This is a genomic window from Methylobacterium sp. UNCCL125 (assembly GCF_900116795.1).
In the GTDB taxonomy this organism is placed as follows: domain Bacteria; phylum Pseudomonadota; class Alphaproteobacteria; order Rhizobiales; family Beijerinckiaceae; genus Methylobacterium; species Methylobacterium fujisawaense.
The window spans coordinates 16395-34178 of sequence record NZ_FPBW01000020.1 but is presented as its reverse complement, the minus strand read 5'-3'; the positions used below and the strand labels follow the sequence as shown (position 1 = coordinate 34178).

19 protein-coding genes are annotated in these 17784 nt (G+C 67.3%); 2 read left to right on the top strand and 17 right to left on the bottom strand.

The window, feature by feature from the left end; genetic code table 11:
* Positions 1-27: 27 nt before the first annotated feature.
* The 4 genes from BM396_RS20290 to BM396_RS20275 form a co-directional block, all read right to left on the bottom strand.
* Positions 28-1221: a YbfB/YjiJ family MFS transporter gene (locus BM396_RS20290; RefSeq protein ID WP_199807259.1), complete on the bottom strand. Its 1194-nt coding sequence runs from the start codon at positions 1219-1221 to the stop codon at positions 28-30.
* A 19-nt stretch (positions 1222-1240) separates the two neighbouring features.
* Complete coding sequence (locus tag BM396_RS20285; protein ID WP_043346595.1) at positions 1241-2395, bottom strand: LLM class flavin-dependent oxidoreductase; 1155 nt, start codon at positions 2393-2395, stop codon at positions 1241-1243.
* Between the two features lie 29 nt (positions 2396-2424).
* The gene (locus tag BM396_RS20280; RefSeq protein WP_081948734.1) at positions 2425-3813 is read right to left on the bottom strand and encodes an MFS transporter; all 1389 of its coding nucleotides are present in this window, start codon (positions 3811-3813) and stop codon (positions 2425-2427) included.
* Between the two features lie 139 nt (positions 3814-3952).
* Positions 3953-4456, bottom strand: coding sequence for a flavin reductase family protein (locus tag BM396_RS20275; RefSeq protein WP_043346606.1), 504 nt, complete (start codon positions 4454-4456; stop codon positions 3953-3955).
* 339 nt (positions 4457-4795) lie between these two features.
* Between BM396_RS20275 and BM396_RS20270 the strand changes: the two genes are divergently transcribed.
* A complete protein-coding gene (locus BM396_RS20270) occupies positions 4796-5689 on the top strand; it encodes a LysR family transcriptional regulator (RefSeq protein ID WP_043386244.1) in 894 nt (297 codons plus the stop codon).
* A gap of 438 nt (positions 5690-6127) precedes the next feature.
* Here BM396_RS20270 and BM396_RS32870 read toward each other — a convergent pair whose 3' ends face one another.
* The 11 genes from BM396_RS32870 to BM396_RS32255 form a co-directional block, all read right to left on the bottom strand.
* Positions 6128-6283 (bottom strand): hypothetical protein, encoded by a 156-nt coding sequence (locus tag BM396_RS32870; protein WP_164706323.1) that lies wholly within the window; start codon positions 6281-6283, stop codon positions 6128-6130.
* 601 nt (positions 6284-6884) lie between these two features.
* Positions 6885-7121 carry a hypothetical protein gene (locus tag BM396_RS20260; protein WP_051976206.1) on the bottom strand — a complete coding sequence of 79 codons (237 nt, stop codon included), beginning with the start codon at positions 7119-7121 and terminating at the stop codon, positions 6885-6887.
* A gap of 576 nt (positions 7122-7697) precedes the next feature.
* Positions 7698-7895 (bottom strand): hypothetical protein, encoded by a 198-nt coding sequence (locus BM396_RS20255; RefSeq protein ID WP_043346614.1) that lies wholly within the window; start codon positions 7893-7895, stop codon positions 7698-7700.
* A 41-nt stretch (positions 7896-7936) separates the two neighbouring features.
* Positions 7937-8299, bottom strand: coding sequence for a DUF6481 family protein (locus BM396_RS20250; RefSeq protein WP_081948735.1), 363 nt, complete (start codon positions 8297-8299; stop codon positions 7937-7939).
* A 105-nt stretch (positions 8300-8404) separates the two neighbouring features.
* Entirely contained in the window at positions 8405-8614 is a 210-nt protein-coding gene (locus BM396_RS20245) for a cold-shock protein (RefSeq protein ID WP_043346616.1), read from the bottom strand.
* Between the two features lie 333 nt (positions 8615-8947).
* The gene (locus BM396_RS20240; RefSeq protein WP_043346618.1) at positions 8948-9316 is read right to left on the bottom strand and encodes a hypothetical protein; all 369 of its coding nucleotides are present in this window, start codon (positions 9314-9316) and stop codon (positions 8948-8950) included.
* Positions 9317-9483: 167 nt separating this feature from the next.
* Positions 9484-9726, bottom strand: coding sequence for a hypothetical protein (locus BM396_RS20235; protein WP_244538914.1), 243 nt, complete (start codon positions 9724-9726; stop codon positions 9484-9486).
* A gap of 604 nt (positions 9727-10330) precedes the next feature.
* Positions 10331-10567 carry a DUF6894 family protein gene (locus BM396_RS20230; protein ID WP_043346619.1) on the bottom strand — a complete coding sequence of 79 codons (237 nt, stop codon included), beginning with the start codon at positions 10565-10567 and terminating at the stop codon, positions 10331-10333.
* 146 nt (positions 10568-10713) lie between these two features.
* Entirely contained in the window at positions 10714-12069 is a 1356-nt protein-coding gene (locus BM396_RS20225) for a sigma-54-dependent transcriptional regulator (RefSeq protein WP_043386248.1), read from the bottom strand.
* A complete protein-coding gene (locus BM396_RS20220) occupies positions 12066-13949 on the bottom strand; it encodes an ATP-binding protein (RefSeq protein ID WP_051976200.1) in 1884 nt (627 codons plus the stop codon). The genes BM396_RS20225 and BM396_RS20220 overlap by 4 nt, the downstream gene beginning before the upstream one ends.
* Complete coding sequence (locus BM396_RS32255) at positions 13946-14260, bottom strand: hypothetical protein (protein WP_139231633.1); 315 nt, start codon at positions 14258-14260, stop codon at positions 13946-13948. Before BM396_RS32255 ends, BM396_RS20220 begins: the two co-directional genes overlap by 4 nt.
* Here BM396_RS32255 and BM396_RS20215 point away from each other — a divergent pair.
* Positions 14245-15588 (top strand): dicarboxylate/amino acid:cation symporter, encoded by a 1344-nt coding sequence (locus BM396_RS20215; protein WP_043346633.1) that lies wholly within the window; start codon positions 14245-14247, stop codon positions 15586-15588. The two genes, BM396_RS32255 and BM396_RS20215, sit on opposite strands and share 16 nt — an antisense overlap.
* A 124-nt stretch (positions 15589-15712) precedes the next feature.
* On the opposite strand, the gene BM396_RS20210 is transcribed toward BM396_RS20215, so the two are convergent.
* Positions 15713-16789, bottom strand: a complete 1077-nt coding sequence (locus BM396_RS20210; protein ID WP_043346635.1) for an HD-GYP domain-containing protein — start codon at positions 16787-16789, stop codon at positions 15713-15715.
* Between the two features lie 22 nt (positions 16790-16811).
* Positions 16812-17297 carry a protein phosphatase CheZ gene (locus tag BM396_RS20205; RefSeq protein ID WP_236952834.1) on the bottom strand — a complete coding sequence of 162 codons (486 nt, stop codon included), beginning with the start codon at positions 17295-17297 and terminating at the stop codon, positions 16812-16814.
* Between the last annotated feature and the right edge of the window lie 487 nt (positions 17298-17784).

The following is a 17784-nucleotide window of genomic DNA, read 5'->3' as shown; positions in this document are numbered from 1 at the left end:
CCGCCGCCGGGTGGGCACCGCCGGCCTTCAGGCCGCCGCGTCGGCGCCCGGCAACGACAGGACCAGGGCCGCGGCGATCAGGAGCGCGGCCGCCGCGGCGAGGGACGGCACGATGAAGCTTCCGGTCGCATCGGCTAAGACGCCCGCCGCCACGGGACCGATGACCTGCCCGGTCCCGAATGCCGCCATCATCACCGCGACGATCCGCTGACGATTTCCGGCATGCAGCCGCCGCGCCCCGTCGATGCCGAGCGACGTCAGGGCCACGAACGTCCCGCCGAGGGCGACGGCCGCGTAGAGGATGGCCGGCACATGGGCCGCCAGGACGCTGGCCATCACACCCGACGCCTCGACGAGGCACGCGAGGGCGAAGCTGGTCCGAAAGCCCAAGCGCCGCTCGACCCAGCCCCAGATCGCGACGGACGGCGCCGCGGCGAGACCGACGCACAGCCAGACATAGGCCTCGGCCGTCGCGAGTTGCGGCAACGTCCGGACGATCGCGACCAGGAAGGTGGCGGTGATCACGTAACCGAAGCCGAACAGACCGTAGGCGATCACGAGCCGGGCGATCGACGCGGAGGTCGCGGTCCCCGCCTGCGCCCGGGAGGCGGCCGGGGCGGATCCCTGGAGCAGGCAGAGGATCGGTCCCGCGAGCCCCAGGGCCAGCACGCCGCTAATTATCCAGAGGGCACGCCACCCGCATCCGGCTTCCCGCGCGATGGACACGACCGCCGCGGACAGCGCGATCCCGCTCCCGACACCGGCGTAATGGAGCGCGGCCAGATCGGAGCGCCCGGTCCGCGTCAGCCGGTCCATGACCAGGGCCGTGGCGAGGACGAAGCCGAGGGCGCTCGCCGCGCCGCCGACGAAGCGCAGGGCGACGAAGGCGGCGAGCGTCGAACACGCGCTCATGGCGACGAGCGTGGCGACGCAGGTCCCCAGGGCGCTGGCGAGCCAGAGCCTGCGTGCCCGGAGCAGAAGCGGGTGCGCCGAGGCCAGGGCGCCGGCGAGGTAGCCGGCGAAGTTGGCGGAGCCGATCAGGCCCGTTTCTGCCCGGGTGAGGCCGAGCCCGTCCGCCATGGCGGGCAGGATCGGCGTGTAGACGAAGCGACCGATGCCGATCGCGACGGCGAGCGCGAGGAAGCCGGCGGCAAGGGCCGGGAACGGCAGCCGGCCTCCTGCCTCCACCGCGGCCGGGACAGGCGCAGCGGCGCCGCTCACCGGCACCGATCGCCGCTGTTCATGTCCGCAGACCCGCCTGCTTCATCATCGGGATGACCGCCTCGCCGAAATAGGCGAGGTCCGGCAGGTAGTCGAAGAAGTTGACCTGGACGCCGTCGCAGCCGGCCGCCTGCAGCTTCACGAAGCCTTCGACGATCTGCTCGGGCGTGCCGACAAGGTGGACGTTTCCGCCGATCACCCACTGGGCGCGGCTGTGACCGCGCCAGGACTTGGTGTCCCCACCCACGAAGGTCTGGACGAAGTTGTCGGCCGCCACGGGATCCTCGTGCTCCAGGATGCGGCGGTAGGCCTCCTGCGCCTCCTTCTCGGTGGGGCGGCAGATCACGTGGGGGTTGATGATCGTCTTGACCTGCCGACCCAAGGAGGCGGCGAGGTCCTTGATCCGGGCGTTGACCGGCGGCAGGGTCTCGTAGGCCTTGGCGGGCTCGGCGCCGCCGGGGCTCGTGATGAAGATCAGGTCCGAGTGCTTGGCCGCGTAGGCCAGCCCGGCGCCGGACGAGGCCGCGTTGACCAGGAAGGGCCGGCGGGGCCCCGGACGCGGCGCCAGGAAGGCGTTCTCAGTCTTCCACCAGCGCCCCGCGAAGGTCAGGTTCTCGTCCTCGGCCCAGAGGCGCTCCAGGAGCGTCGTGAACTCGTCGGCCATGTCGTAGCGCAGGTCGTGCTCGATCATGTCGAGGCCGAACATCCGGTACTCGCTCGGCTTGTAGCCCGTGACGACGTTCACGCCCCAGCGGCCGCCGCTGATGTGATCGAGCGCGGCCCCGAACTTCGCGAGATGCAGGGGGTGCCACGCGTAGAGGATGTGCACCGTGTTGATGAGGACGATCCGCTTCGTCATCGCCGCCAGCGCGGTGTTGACGATGATCGGATCGAGCTCGTGCTCGCGGAAATGCATCTCGCCGCCGTAGCCGCCCTTGCCCATCCACTGGGCGAGGCCGAAGGCGAGGTCGAAGCCGAGATCCTCGGCCTGCCGCGTACACTGGGCGAGGTAGTCGAAGGTCCAGGAGGTCGAGCGCGGGGCCCGCGACGGGCTCCAGGCGCCCTCCTGCATCGGCAGGAACAGCCCGAGGATGAGCTTGTTCGGCGCGAGGCGCTCCAGGGGCGAGACCGGCGCGTCGTGGGCGTGCGGCGTGAGGGGGTTCTGCGTGAGCATGCTCGTCACCTTCACGGGTCAGGCGGTGGTCAGGAGAGCGTGGGCTTGGCGCTGGACGCGACGAGGGGTTGGCCAGCGTCCGGATCGGGCGCGCGCGGCGCGACCGAGATGTAGTCCTCCTGCGAGCGGTCCTTGAGGAGCGCCGCCGAGATCAGGCTGATCGCCGCGATGATCGCGAGGTAGCAGCTGATCGCCGTGGAGGTGCCGTAGGTGTGCATCAGCCACGTCGCGATGATCGGCGCCGGGCCGCCCGAGGTGAGGGAGGCGAGCTGGTAGCCGATCGAGGCGCCGCTGTAGCGCACGTTCGGCGGGAAGCTCTCGGCGATGAAGGCGGCCTGCGGCCCGTACTGCATGTCGTGGACGACGAGAGAGGCGACCACCGTCAGGGCGATCACGGCCGGGATCGCGCTGTTGATCAACCAGTAATAGGGGAAGGCGAAGACCAGCATCGTGAAGGCGCCGATCAGGTACATCCGCTTCCGGCCGATGCGGTCCGACAGGTAGCCGAACAGCGGCGTCGTGATCAGCGAGGTTGCGGCGGCCGCCAGCACGCAGTTGAACAGGAACGACCGTTCGAGCTTCAGCACGCCGGTGCCGTAGGAGAGCAGGTAGGTGGTGAAGAGGACGAACGGCGCCTGCTGTCCGGTGCGGATCAGGCAGGTGAGCAGGATGTCCTTCCAGTACAGCCGCACGGCGTCGAGGACCGGTGCCTTGGCGACCTGCTTCTTGGCCTTCATCTCCTCGAAGACCGGGGTCTCCAGCACGCCCAGGCGGATGTAGAGGCCGACGGCGATCAGGACGGCGCTCAGCAGGAAGGGGATGCGCCAGCCGATCGTCTCGAACCACTCGGGCGAGCCGGCATGGGTGACGACGGTGAGGACGAGGACGGCCAGCAGCATGCCCAGCGGCGAGCCGAATTGCGGCCAGCTCCCGGCCAGGCCGCGCCGCTTGTTGAACTGACCCCACTCGGTCGCGACCGCGATGGCCCCGCCCCACTCGCCGCCGACCCCGACGCCCTGCAGGATCCGCAGGGTGGTCAGGGCGACGGCCCCCCAGATGCCGATCGAGTCGTAGGTCGGGATCAGGCCGATGAGGACGGTGCTCACCCCCATCAGCATCAGCGTGACCACGAGCGTGGCCTTGCGGCCGATCCGGTCGCCGAAATGTCCGAAGATCGCCGCCCCGAAGGGACGGGCCACGAAGCCGAGGAAGAAGGTCGAGAAAGAGAGGAGCGTCGCGGCGAACGGGTCATGCGACGGGAAGTAGAGCTTCCCGAAGACGAGCGCGGCGACGAGACCGTAGAGGTAGAAGTCGTACCACTCGATCATCGTGCCGATCGTGGCGGCGATCACGGCGCGACGCGCGTGCTTCGCCTGACCCGGATCCAATCCGGGCCGGCTGTCTTCTGCAGAGGCCATCGTTTCCACCCTCGTGTTGGCGTCTTGAGCGATTGCGCTCTCTTCTTCTTGGTGCAGATCCTTTTGGGGCCACGCTGCTCTCCGGCCGGTTCCCGTTGGCGTCACGGGCCGGCTGCGTCGGGAGAGGATCGGGTCGCCGTCAGGCGTAGTGCAGGGCCATGTCCTCCAGACGGCAGAAGCGACCCTCGTGGTAGAGGAGCGGAGACTTGCTCGCGACCGCGCAGGTCACGATGCGCCCGATGAAGATCGTATGCGTGCCGAAATCCGTCTCCTGCACGACGGCGCATTCGAGCGTCGCGTCGGCGTCGCGGATCAGGGGACAGCCGGTCTGGCCGATCCGATGGTCGATGTCGGCGAACGGATCCGGCTTCTTGGCGGCGAAGTGCCCGGCCAGCTCCTCCTGATCGCTCGACAACACGTTAACGGCGAAGGTGCCGGATCGACTGATCACCGGATGCGAGCGGTTCGACTTGTTGACGATGACGAGCAGGCTCGGCGGATCGGCCGAGACGCTGCAGACGGCGGTAGCGGTCATGCCGTTCATCACAGCCCCGTCGGCAGAGGTGATGACGTTCACGGAGGCCGCGAACCGCCGCATCACCGACTTGAACTGATCTCCCGATATGCTCTGGGACGGGATCATCACAACACATCCTTCCTGCGGTCACGGCGCGCGCAGCATTCGGCCGGTCCCGCAATCCACGCGACAGGCCGGACAAGCGGTGGAGCGGTTGCTCTGACCGGCGATCATCTCGACGAACGACACGATAGCGCTGGCAGGACACGAAAAAAGCGAATTATTCCGCAGGCAAACGTTCGAAAATGCCGAACCATCGTGTCATCGTTGACGCCCGATCGATATTTTGCAGGACTGGGATCAGGTTGCTAGGCCTGATCCGGCTCGTCCCGCGCGCCTCCAGATTGGCGGGCTCTCTCCCCGTAGATCCCGAAGAGGCTACACGGTCATCAAGGCTGCTCGGTCGTGAACATCAAACAGCTCGAGACCTTCCTCGAGATCGCGCGGTGCGGAAGCTTTACGGCCGCCGCGGACCGTCTGAACGCGACGCCGTCGACGATCTCGGCCCGGATCCAGGACCTGGAACTGGATCTCGGCGTCTCCCTCTTCGACCGCTCGCAGCGGCGGGTCCGGCTGACCGCCAAAGGCCGGGAACTGCAGGTCTATGCCGAGCGCGCCATCGCAGCCTGCGCTGAAATTCGGACGCGGGTCGGCAGCGGCGACGCCCTGTCCGGCCTCGTCCGGCTCGGCGTGGCCGAACTGGTCGCGGTGACGTGGCTCCCGCATTTCGTGGACCTCATCCATCGATCCTATCCGCGCCTGACCCTGGAATTGCAGGTCGCCCTGACGGCCGACCTCCAGAACCTGATGGCGAATGGCGAGATCGACATGGCGCTGATGCCGGGCACGCGCTTCGACCCGCACCTCGCCACGCGCTCCCTCGGACAGGTGCGCTTCGCCTGGATGGCGGGCCGCGGCCTCGATCTTCCGAACCGCAGAATCGAGCCTGCGGACTTCCGGGCGATCCGCATCCTGTCGCTCGGCAAGAACAGCTTCCATCATCGAACCGTGGAGCATTGGCTCAACGAACGGGGCGACGCGCCGCGCGTCGTCGATCTCTGCAACAGCATGGGCGCCGTCGCCTCCCTGACGCAGGCCGGCGTGGGCGTCAGCCTTCTCCCGATCCAATGCTACCGGGCAGAGATCGCATCCGGCGCCCTGCGGGTTTTGGAGACCTGCCCGGAGGGGCCGCTGGTGGAATTCTTCGCCGTCTACGCGGCGGACGCGACAACGACCATTCCGCGCCTGCTCACCGACCTTGCGGCGGCGTCGAGCACGTTCGAGGACGCTCTTGGCTAAATCCGCAGCTTCAAGAGATTGTCCGTCCGGCCTGACCCGAGGAGGCTGAAGCTGCGAGGCCTCAGCGGTTCGGTGAGGCCGGATGAAAAGCCCACGGAATGCGCGTCGGGGCCGTCGGTCGGTCGCCTGAAGGGGTGCGGCGCTGAACGTGTCCGCGCCGAGCGGACGGCCCGGCGCGGACCCATTGCATGCGGGACGAGGCGCAGGTGGACGTCTTCGATGATATCGGGCCCGTCTACGACGCAACGCGGCGTCGTAGACGCTCGGCGAGCCTGGCCCGGTCGAGCTGGAGAACCGAGCTCGCATCGATCAGACTTGCCTCCACCAGTCCAGCAGCAGGACAATCACCGATTTCGTCGGCGTCATGCCCAGATCAGGATCCCCGACGCGCCGCAAGTTCATAGCGGCCCGTCTGCAATTATCCCGGGGCGCTCGGTCTCAGCTCTTTGTGAACGGATTGTTCGACTTGTAGTTTTTGCCCTTCGGCTCGGCCTTTCGCGGGTCGGGCTTGTCGGCGAAAAGACGCTTGACGCGCTCGTTGAAGTCCTCGGGCGTAACAGCCTGCGCTTTGCCGGTCGTAAATTCGCGTGCCATCTCGGCCTCCGCTTCGTCGCCCAGGGCACGGGATTGCGCGGAGGGATGCCGAAGCTATGCGCCGTCCGAAGCCAAAACGCCACTCCCAACGCAGGGTGTCGACGGTGGGACGACTTTCGGAGGGGGCTGAGCGCGGGTTTCGCCAGTTCGGAGATCCGCGGCGGCTGCGTTGCGCATGCGGAACGCGCATCAAAAGGGCCCCGTGTCCGATTTTCGCGCGGACGGTCATCGCCGCTCTGCGATGAGGGGCGTTAGGCTCCCGGGACGACCGGCCTGCCCGTAAAGGCGCGCGAAGGCGCCGGACTCCTCACCCGCCGCCAAGCCGCGATCGCGCTGCGTCTGTCTTCGAAGGTCGACCGCAGGCGTGTTCCAGGCGCGCCCCGACGTTCCTCCCCAAAGCCGTGGAGCAGCACCGCGTCGGGACCGAAGACCCGATGCATCTCGGCACGCCAGAGACGGTCGGTGACCGCAAGCACGCGCTCGGTTTCTGCCAAGCGGTCGATATCCATGGCGGAGGTTCCCCGTTTACTGCCTGTCGCCGCACCGCCGGGCTGGCGACACGAGAGCCCGCTCGAGGACCGGGGAAGCCCTGGAAGTCGCGTCAGAGTGCTCTTGCGAGACCCGCCTCCAGGTTGAGGGCGCTGGCCGTCTGTTGAGCGAGGCGGACGCCCGTTGGCTTGACCACCGCATCCGCTTTCACGGCCTGGCGCACGACCGCAAGCGCCTCGTCTTCGGAGGTCGTGATCACGGCGTAGAACATCACCAAGGAACCGGATAGTTCCGCCTCGTCGGGGCGCGTCACCTTGAGGATATAGGCGGTCTGATTGGGCTCGATCATGGCCGCCTCGGGGGAATGGGCGCCGGCCGGGGGCATGAAACATCCTCACGTTTGAACATGTCGAGTTCGCAGCAGCGATCGATGATGGTTTGGCTCCGGAACCCGGTTCCCGCGCGGGAACACTCGCCGTGAGCCGACGGGCAGCCGAAGGCCGAGCGAGAGGATGCGCGCCTGTGCATCACAAACTCAATCGCTCGTGCCGTCGCGACGGATGATCGGTACGGGCATGGCAGAGCATCCGAGATGCCCTGCTCGAAACAATCGTCGCAGCTTTGCTGATCGTTTAAAGAAACAAGACCGGACGCCTAAGCTCTGCTCGCAGCAGTTCGCGCGGCGCACCGATGATGGCACCGTGTGGCCGCCAATCTCCCGCGGCTTTCGACGCGGCAGGCGAGGCCGGGACGGATCATCGTCCCTGTCGGACCTGAGAGTGGCGCTCGGCTCGCCGCGTCGATCGCGGCCACAGCCGCGGCGGCTTCAGCAGCGTTCCCTCAGGGCGTTCTTCTCTGGCCCGATCGCCCCCCGCAGCGTTGCCGGACGCAGCGGCCGTGCGGAAGCCCGGTCGGGCCGGATGGATCAAGAGGCCGGAACGAGTTCGCCTTCCCGTGCCGCGCGCTCACCGCCGTCGGACCGGATCCGGTAGGTGGGTTCGCCGGAGCGGTCATCCGGTGTCAGGCGGACCACTTCGAACAGGCCGTCGACGATACCCTTGTTGCCCGTATAGCTGGTCCCCAGCTGCCGCACGTGCTGGCCGATCTTGAACTTGTGAGACATGTTTCGTCCTCCAAAGAAGCGCTGGGCGGGGAGCGACCGGCTTACCGGCGGGCTCTGGCTTTGCGAGCGGCGAAGCGCGCGTCGCGGGCGGCCTTCTGCTCAGCGGCGCGGGCCGTCTGCAAAGCTGCTGCCTCGGCCACCAACCTAATCCGGTCGGCTTCGGCCTGCGCGCTGGCAGCGAGACTCTCAGCCTCGCGTGCGGCTTCGTCGGCGAGGCGGGCGACCACACGCTCGGTGTTGCGTGCAGTCCGCGCCGCGACCACAGCCTGGCGGGCTGCCTGCCGGGCGCGAAGGGCCGGATCGTCGGCTGACGGGCGGGCCCGGAACCGGGCCAGGGTGTCCTGTCGCGACTTGGCGATCGTCGCCAGATGGTCAACAAGCTGACTTGCTTTGTATGGTCCCACGAATATTCCTTGTGCGCGCCAGAGCTAAGCTTTGGCTGCGAAATACAGATGAAGCCGCCCCCGGGGGAACGGCTTCGAGACGCGTCTTGGAAGACGGAGTGTGGCTCAGACGGCCTGGAGGCTGCCGGCGGACTGCTTGCCGCTGCGGCGATCGGTTTCCATTTCGTAGGAGACCTTCTGGCCTTCCGTCAGACCCTGCATGCCGGCACGCTCGACGGCGGAGATGTGCACGAACACGTCCTTGCCGCCGTCATCCGGCTGGATGAAGCCGAAGCCCTTGGTGTCGTTGAACCACTTAACGGTGCCGATGCTCATAGGTATTCCATATCGTTATAGGTAGTTAAATAGGTCGAGCGCACGCCATGCACGCGCTCGGTCGCGAATTTTCGAAAATGGGAGAGATGCAGAGCGCTCGCCCTGTTGAGGCGATGCGGCCGAATATCTGGCCAAAAGTCGATTTATCATCTGTACGGCATCGGAGAGATAATCACAAGCACTAAGTCAAAATGCAGGATGTTTGACACGCGGCGCAGAAGATTTTGGCGGTGCAAATCAGCGGCGCGAAGCTAGGCGGCGGTTTCCATACCGACCGCGCCATGGATTCCCAATCCGGGTCCCCGGTTACCCGAACGAAGCTGCACGCTGCCTTCAGATCCTCACACTCGCCGCCCCAGCGGCCGCGGCTTGTTCCACGGAAGCACCGCCGCGCAGGGCCATGGCGATGGCCGTCGATATGGTGTCGATCGCCAGCGCGCGATCCTGACCATAATCGTAAGAGCTGTTTCTGTCGGAACTCAGCCTGGCATAGTAGCTGTCCGGAAAGCGCTCATCGATCCGCAGCTTGAGCATTCGCGTTGCTGCATTGTAATCGCTTTCGAACTGTCGGGATTTTGTGGAATACCCGCCTTCGAAGGTGCCGGCTTCGCGCTCTTTGGACATCGTATTCGCCCTGCGACTCTGAGTTTCGCCAAGGAAAAGACCGATGATTTTGCTGGTCAACCAGCGCATGACGTGCATTCTGTCCTCCTGACTTAAGGGCCGTTGAGCGATGCTCGGTGCTGTCGCGCCGTCTCGCGGATCCGGGTATCCGGCTCGGTATCCGCCCTCCCCGGTTCGACGGGCGCTTGAAGAGCAGTCCTGAATGGCCGCGCATGCGACCGTCTGCGGATAGATCAGTGCCTGTTCTAGGCCGAAGCCATCGGTAAAAGGCTCTCGATGCGAAGCTTCAGCCGCGTCGCCCGGATCGCGTCCAGGGTGCGCCGATGCGCATCTGTGGCAATACCTTCGGCTTCGAGGTCCGTGAGCTGATCGATCAGCCACCCACGCTCCTGAAGACCAGGCAGCTGCGATGAACGTGCAACCATCCTGATCAATCTTTGCATCACCGGGCAAGGCGGTGCTGAGTACGGCTCGACCACGATTGTCATCTCCCAATTTCCGCCATCGTGTCAGCCACGACAGCGGGGCTCGGCGAGGCCCACAATCGACTGAGCCGCCCTGTTGACGGTCACCGGCGGCTCTTCCGCTTTCTTTGACTCGCTGGGCCCGCGGCTCGATTCGGTTGCCATGATCGCGCTCCGCGTCACGTTCGGAGGCAGAATAGGACCGACTCCGGGATCTGTCGGACGGCCGGATGGCAAGCGGTCGAATCTCCGTTGGGCCGTCATGCGCGCCGTACCCGGTATAGGAACGAAGCGTCAGCACCCCACGTTCGGATGCAGGCCGATGTCGCCGATAGGCTTGGCGCACCTGATGAGAGCGGAACCGTCCTGAAACTGACGGGATGTTTGCCAAGCACGCCTGTCCATTGCAGGCGGGGGCGCAGGCCCTCAGTCACCGGCGCCTGGATCAGTCGATCCGATGATGGTCTCACTCTGCGCCTTCGAGCGCGATAAAGATAGTCCTCTGGCGTCGGGGCATCCGCCGCCCATGCAGCGGCCCTGCAGTCGCCTCTCCCTCGGCCCGGTCCGAATTACCGGTATTGCGTCGGGGCGCTTCTGACCGCGTACGCCCGCAGTGGCTGCCGCGGCGTCAGCCGACGGGGTCCGCGTCGAGCGATACGCGCAGGCGCATCCGCACCACCCCCATCTCGTCGCGGACAGCCGCCATGTAGTCCTGCCGGCCGGGCGCGTCGGAGAATCCCTGCGCGATACGTGTCATGATCTTCACAGCCTGAGACCGGGCGGCCTCAAGGCTCGGCAGGTCGTAGCCGTCTCTGTCGCGGACGATGTCGGTTCCGTCGTGCAGATCGATGAAATAACGCGGCATAGGCGGCTCGGCGAGGCTGATCCGTCCGCCACGCTAAGCCGTTTCCGCACTTGTCCGCTTACCCCTTTTCGGTAGCTTGCCCGGACCGCGGCGCCACACGCGTCGGTCGCGCCCTTCGGTCCGGGCAACAGGTCGAACGGGCGCCCCTAGCGAAAGTCGCCCGGCGTCAGGCCGTGACGCGCGATCTTGTCGTAAAGCGTCTTGCGGGGCAGTCCGAGCGCCTCGGCGGCGGCCCGGACATCGCCGCCGGCCATGATCAACTCGTCGCGGATCAACTGCCGCTCGAAACGATCCACCTGATCGGTGAGGCTGCCGGCCGCCGCCTCAGTGGCGGATTGCGGCACGGCTCCGAGCCCGAGGGCGCAACGCTCGGCGAAATGGCCGAGTTCGCGGACATTGCCCGGCCAGGGGTGACGGCGCAGATGATCGCGGATGGACGGCGTGACCGGCGGCACCGGCCGTCCGAACCGCTCGGCGGCGCGGCGCAGGAAGTGCTGGAAGAGCAGCATCACGTCCTCGCCCCGGTCGCGCAGGGGCGGGATCGCGATCGTGATGACGTTGAGGCGGTGATAGAGGTCGTCCCGGAAGGTGCCCTGAGCGGCCGCCTGCCCGAGATCGACCTTCGTGGCAGCGACGACCCGCATGTCGACCGGCCGCACCTCGTTCGTGCCCAGCGGTTCCACGGTGCGCTCCTGAAGCACCCGAAGCAGCTTGACCTGCAGCGGCAGCGGCATGCTCTCGATCTCGTCGAGGAAGAGCGTTCCGCCCTGTGCGTGCTCGATCCGACCGATCCGGCGCTTCAGCGCCCCGGTGAAGGCCCCGGCCTCGTGGCCGAACAATTCGCTCTCGACGACGCTGTCCGGCAACGCCCCGCAATTCATCGCCACGAGATTCCGCCCGGAGCGCCGGCTCCAGCGGTGCAGGGCGCTCGCCACCACCTCCTTGCCCGATCCCGTCTCACCGAAGACGAGCACATCGACATCGGCCTGCGCCACCTCGCGCACGAGGGCGCGCAGGTTCGCGATCTCCGGAGAGATCCCGAGGAACGCCGGATCCTCCTCGATCGCCGCGTCGAGCCGTGCCCGCAGCGCCCGGTTCTCCATCACGAGCCGCCGCCGCTCCAGCGCCCGGCGCACGGAGGCGACGAGCGCTTCCGCGGGATAGGGCTTGGCCAGGAAGTCGTAGGCGCCGCCCTGCATGGCGGCCACAGCCATGCGGATGTCGCCGTGGCCGGTGATCAGGATGACAGGCAGGTCCGGATCCACCCGGCGCAGGCGCGCCAGCAGGCCGACGCCGTCGAGTCCGGGCAGCCGCACGTCGGTGACCACCACGCCGGGTGGCGCGGCCAGGATCGCCGCCAGAGCCGCCTCTGCGGCGGCGAAGGCCTCGACGGCAAATCCCTCCAGTTCCAGGCTTTGGCAATTGGCCCGGCGAACCTCCGCCTCGTCGTCGATGAAGACGACGCGCTCGGTCGCCGCCTCCGCGTCCGCCGATCCGCTCACGGTGTTGCTCCCAAGGGCTTGTCCACGCCCGGCCTCTTCTCCGTCGCCCGGAGCAACTCCATCCGGAAGACCGTGCCGGCGTCCGCGCCGCCCGCCAGGATCAGGTTGCCGCCGCAATCCTCCACGATCCCACGGGCGATGGCGAGACCCAGACCGAGGCCATCCGCCTTGGTCGTGAAGAACGCGTCGAAGACCTGGCTGCGTAGGGCGTCGGGAATGCCGGGCCCGGTATCGGCCACTTCGACCGCGATGCGCTCGCCACCGTCGGAGCGAAGGTGCAGTCCGACGCGGGCGTCCGGTCGGCCCGCCACCGCGTCGAGGGCGTTCTGGAGCAGATTGACCAGAACCTGCTCCAGCCGCGGACCGTCTCCGAGCACGCGCAGATCCGGGTCGGGCAGGTCTGCCGCGAGCGGGACGTCGAGGGCCGCCGCGCGCGCAGTCACGAGTTCCAAGGCGTTTGCCACCACGTCGCGCAGCGCCACCGGCTCGCGTCGCGGCGAGGCGCGGCGGGCGAAGCCCTTGAGCTGCCGGGTGAGGCCCGCGATGCGGTCGGTGAGCCGGCCGATGGCGGCCGCATTCTCGGCCGCGTCGTCGGATCGCCCGCGGCGGATGAGGATCGCGGTGTTGTCGGCGTAGGAGCGGATCGCCGCCAACGGCTGGTTGATCTCGTGCGCCATGCTGGCCGCGAACTGGCCCAGGGCCGCCAGCCGGCCGGCCTGCGCCAATTCGCGGCCGAGGCGCTCGCGTTCGGCCTCGCCGCGCTGCCGCTCCGCGATCTCGGCGCGCAACTGCGCGTTGGTCTCGCGCAGCGCGCGTGTCCGCGCCTCCACCCGGGTTTCAAGCTCCGCCCGGCGCGCAGCGGCCTCGGCCAGCCGGGTCCGCGTCCGGCGGCCGCGGTCGGCCAGGGCGAAGAGCCCATACCCGACGAGCGCCGTGGCCAGCGCCGCGATGATCCAGGCCTGAAGCCGCTCGCGCTCGACGGCGGTGCCGACCGGTGTCAGCGTATGCAACCGCCAGTCCGTGCCGGGCACGGGGGCCTGCGACAGGATCGCGGTCCAGGCCGGCAGTGCACCCCGGGCGACGCGGACGGCGTCCGGCTTGCCGGCGATCGGATGCAGCGGCAGCCGCTTGAGGGACGCCGCCCCGAATTCCTGCCCCGCCTCGATCCGGGCACGCTCGGCGGCATCGATGGCGTCGAGGGTATCGAAGCGCCACCCCGGCTCGCTGGTGACGAGGACGATGCCCCGGGCATCGGTGACGAAGGTCACCTCGTGGGCCGCGCGCCACGCCGCCTCGACCGCGTCGAACTCCACCTTCACCACGACGACCCCGGCGCCAGTGCCGACGCGCCGCGCGAGGTACAGGCCGGGCCGGCTGCTGACCGTGCCGAGGGCGAATTGCGATCCGGCGCCGCCGGCCAGGGCCTGCTTGAAATAGGGACGGAAACCGTAATCCTGTCCAACGAAGCTGCGGTCGCTCCCGGCATTGCTGGCTGCGACCGTGAGCCCATCGGCGCCGATCACGTAGATGACAGCCGAGCCGGTGGCGGCTGCGATTTGTGCGAGCCGTTTGTCGACGCGATCCAGAAGGCCGCGGTCCGGATCCGGCCCGAGTGCGGCGACGACTTCGGGGTCGGTGGCGAGTGCAAGCGGCAGCGAGGCCTGCTTCTGCATCTCGGCCAGCAGCACGCCGACCTGAAGCCCGATGGCCGAGCGGGCGGCCCGCCGCAGATCCGACAGGGCCCAGCGTTCTGCGGTGCGGCCTGCGAGCCACGTCGCCGCCAGGACTGCGCAGAGCCCGAGAAGAATCGCGAGACCCCGCCGCGACGGCGTTCCGTCCGGCGTCCGGGCTCCGCTTTCGCGTGCCGCCGAGCGGATCAACGGGCTCCAACCCGTGCGGAAAGCCGGAACGCTTCGGCCCGAGGCGTGCGGAAATCCGCAAGAGAACCGATCAGGCGGTTGCACCACGGCCGTAAAAAACCGTTTCCTTTCAATGAAATGATGAAATGCAACTCGCCGCCTTTCGATGGCATGCCGGTTGCCATTCCCGCCACGTAACGCAGCCATGTCGTCAGTGAACGGCTGCTAGCCAAACGGCCAAGAGCAAGCGCGGACAGCGTCGGACCATTTCGACGCCAGCCGCCCAAACCGAAGCTATCGACAGGGAGAACGCCCCATGGCTGCCGTGCCATCACCACTCACCGCCCCGCATCCGCCCGCCAAACCGAAGCCGCTGTACCGGACGCTGTACTTCCAGGTCCTGGTCGCCGTCGCGATCGGCATCCTGCTCGGCCACTTCTATCCGCAGCTCGGTGCCGAGATGAAGCCGCTCGGCGACGCCTTCATCAAGCTCGTCAAGATGATCATCGCCCCGGTCATCTTTCTCACCGTCGTCTCCGGCATCGCCGGCATGACCAACCTGGAGAAGGTCGGACGCGTCGGCGGCAAGGCGCTGATCTACTTCCTGACGTTCTCGACGCTGGCGTTGATCGTCGGCCTCATTGTCGCCAACGTGCTCCAGCCGGGCAACGGCCTGCACATCGACCCGAAGTCGCTCGATCCGAAGGCGATCGCCACCTACGCCGGCAAGGCGAAGGAGCAGAGCATCGTCGACTTCCTGATGAACATCATCCCCACGACGGCGGTCGGCGCCTTCGCGGGCGGCGAGATCTTGCAGGTGCTGTTCTTCTCGGTGCTGTTCGGCTTCGGCCTCGCCTTCCTGGGCGACCGCGGCAAGCCGGTCCTGGACATCATCAAGGTGCTGTCCGAGGCGATCTTCGGCGTCGTCAACATCATCATGAAGGTCGCCCCCGTGGGCGCCTTCGGCGCGATGGCCTTCACGATCGGCAAGTACGGCATCAGCTCGCTCGCCAACCTCGCCTATCTCGTCGGCGCGTTCTACCTGACCTCGACGATCTTCGTGCTGGTCGTGCTCGGGGCGGTGGCCCGCTACAACGGCTTCTCGATCATCCGGCTCATCCGCTACATCAAGGAGGAGCTGCTCCTCGTGCTCGGCACGTCCTCGTCCGAGTCGGCGCTTCCCTCGCTGCTGGAGAAGATGGAGCGGGCCGGCTGCTCCAAGCCGGTCGTCGGCCTCGTCGTGCCCACGGGCTACTCGTTCAACCTCGACGGCACCAACATCTACATGACGATGGCGGCCCTGTTCATCGCCCAGGCGACCGATACGCCCCTGAGCTTCGGCGAACAGGCCCTTCTGCTCCTCGTGGCCATGCTGTCCTCCAAGGGCGCGGCGGGCGTGACCGGCTCGGGCTTCATCACGCTGGCGGCGACGCTGGCGGTGGTGCCCTCCGTGCCGGTGGTGGGGATGGCGCTGATCCTGGGCGTGGACCGCTTCATGTCCGAGTGCCGGGCGCTCACGAACTTCATCGGCAACGCCGTGGCCTGCATCGTGGTGGCGCGCTGGGAGAACGAGGTCGACGAGGACAAGCTCGCGGCGGCCCTTGCCGGCCAAACCACCCGACCGGCCGGCCACACGCCGGCCCTGCAGGCCGCCGAGTGAGCCGCGGCCGTCGCGGGCCGCGGGTGCGGCTCGCGACGGCCACATCCTAGACAAGCGATATGCGATCAGCCCGCGCAGACCGGCGGGCGGCTGTCCCGGGACTCCAAGGGCCGATCCACGGCCGTCAGCCCTGCGCGAGGGCCTGGGGTGCGAAGGCGGCGACGACCGGCCGGAACGCGCCGACGATCGCAGGATCGAGCCGGCCGGCCATGCCTTCCAGAATCGCGTATGCCGCCTCGCTCGCCATGGGCGCTCTATAGGGCCTCTGCTCGATCAGGGCCGCGTGGATGTCGCAGACGGTGACGAGCCGGACGAGGTCGGGGATGTCACGTCCCTTGAGCCGGTCCGGATAGCCCGAACCGTCGAGCATTTCGTGATGCGACCGGACCACCAGAAGCATCTGCTGCTCGAAGCCCTGCTCGGCGAGCATGCTGTATCCCTTTTCCGGATGCAGCCGCATCACGGCCATCTCGGTGTCGTCGAGCCGGCCCGGCTTGTTGAGGATGGCGGCCGGGATGTGGATCTTGCCGACATCGTGCAGCAGGGCCGCTTTGGTGACCCGGTGACGCTCCTGCACGCCGAGGCCGAGACTTGTCGCGAAGGCGGCCGCCAGCCCGGCCACCAGCAGGCAGTGCTGGTGCGTGGCATCGTCGAATTGGCGCACCGCTCGGATCCAGTCGCGGATCCCCGTATCCCGGATCGCGACGTCGATGGCCTGGGTGCCGTTGTCGATGACAGCGGGCGTGATCGGCTGATCCGCCACGAAGACCGATGCGTAGAACCCGCGCACCTCTGCCGCCATCCGGACCGCGCAGGCGGGCACCGGCTCCTCGACATGCGCCGCGACGGGTGACGGCGGTCGCTGCGCGCCGAGCCGATCCCGCAGGTGATCGATGTCGATGGGGGCGCACAGCGTGTGCGTCGCACCGAGCGCGACGCCGACGAGCCGGGTGCGCGGGCTCTCGGTCGGCAAAAGGACGACCAGGGGGACCCCGTGCCGGATCTGCACCAGGAGGCGCCGCAGTCGCTCGACGGATGCCGTACCGAGATCGAGGACGTCGGTGACGATCGCGGTCGGTGTGCCGACCGGCGCCGCCGCGGCGCGGAGGTCGTGGATCTCGCAAGACAGACCATCGGACAGGTCCCCCTGCAAGCCCAGGCTGCGTACGGGATCGTCCGTGATCAGAAGGATACGGCCCATCGGCACGCTTTCTGATCGCGGCCTACGGGAACATTGCGTCAACCGTGTCCTGCGAGACCGAGGCGTCGCCGGGTAGCACGGGGCCATTCAGCAGGGCCGCTTCGCCGCTGCGTCTGTCGTGCGGCAGGTTGGGCCGTGCCGGGCCATCGCCGGACGCCGACCAGACGCGCAGCATCTCGCCGATCCGCTCCTCCACGAGAACGATCGTGCGCACGACTTTCGAGATCCGCTGCCCGGTCAGATCCTGGAAGTTGCACGCCTCGAAGATGGTTTGCATCTCGGCCTGAATGGCCTCCGCGTCGGCCCGGGTCGCAGGGTGTTCCGAACGCCTCACGATCCCGCGGGCCAGCCCATCGACGGTCTCCGACGCCGTCAGAATCGCGTTCGTGGCGTCTTCCGTGCCTTGTACGACGGCGTGGAGCTCGTCGCAGGCGCGACTGGTCTCCTGCTCCTGTCGAAGGTCTGCGATTTCCTGGCGCGTCCGCGCGATCGCGTCCGAGATCGACACGAGCTGGCTCCGCAGGAGCCCGACACCCTCTTCGATGGAAACGACGTCCGGTACAGCACGGGCCATGATCGACGATCACCATGCGCTTTAATTTAGGCGCCGAAACTATCGACCATGTCTTAAGCTGGGCTTAATGCCGATTGTTTCCGTGTCTCGTCAGCGTATCGTACGATTGATGACTTAAAGATTTCATGATTTTGCGCTTCGACCCGGACGATCGGTCAATTCGATCTCCGCCGACTCATCAGCGGCGTCTTCGAGGGCGTGCAACGGTGATCTGCTGATCTGACAAGCGGCAGCGATCCGGGGCGCCGTCGCAAGCCTCGTGGAATCTCTGCCAGTTCTTTCAACTTGAGGTGGACGTGACGGTTAAATTTGCAATTGCATGTTAAGTGACAGCATTCCGAATGGATCGATTTTGAACAATGCTGCGCGAAAAAAAAGTAAGCTTTTGATGCTCTTCTAGCGGCGTGGTCCGGTCGAAGGC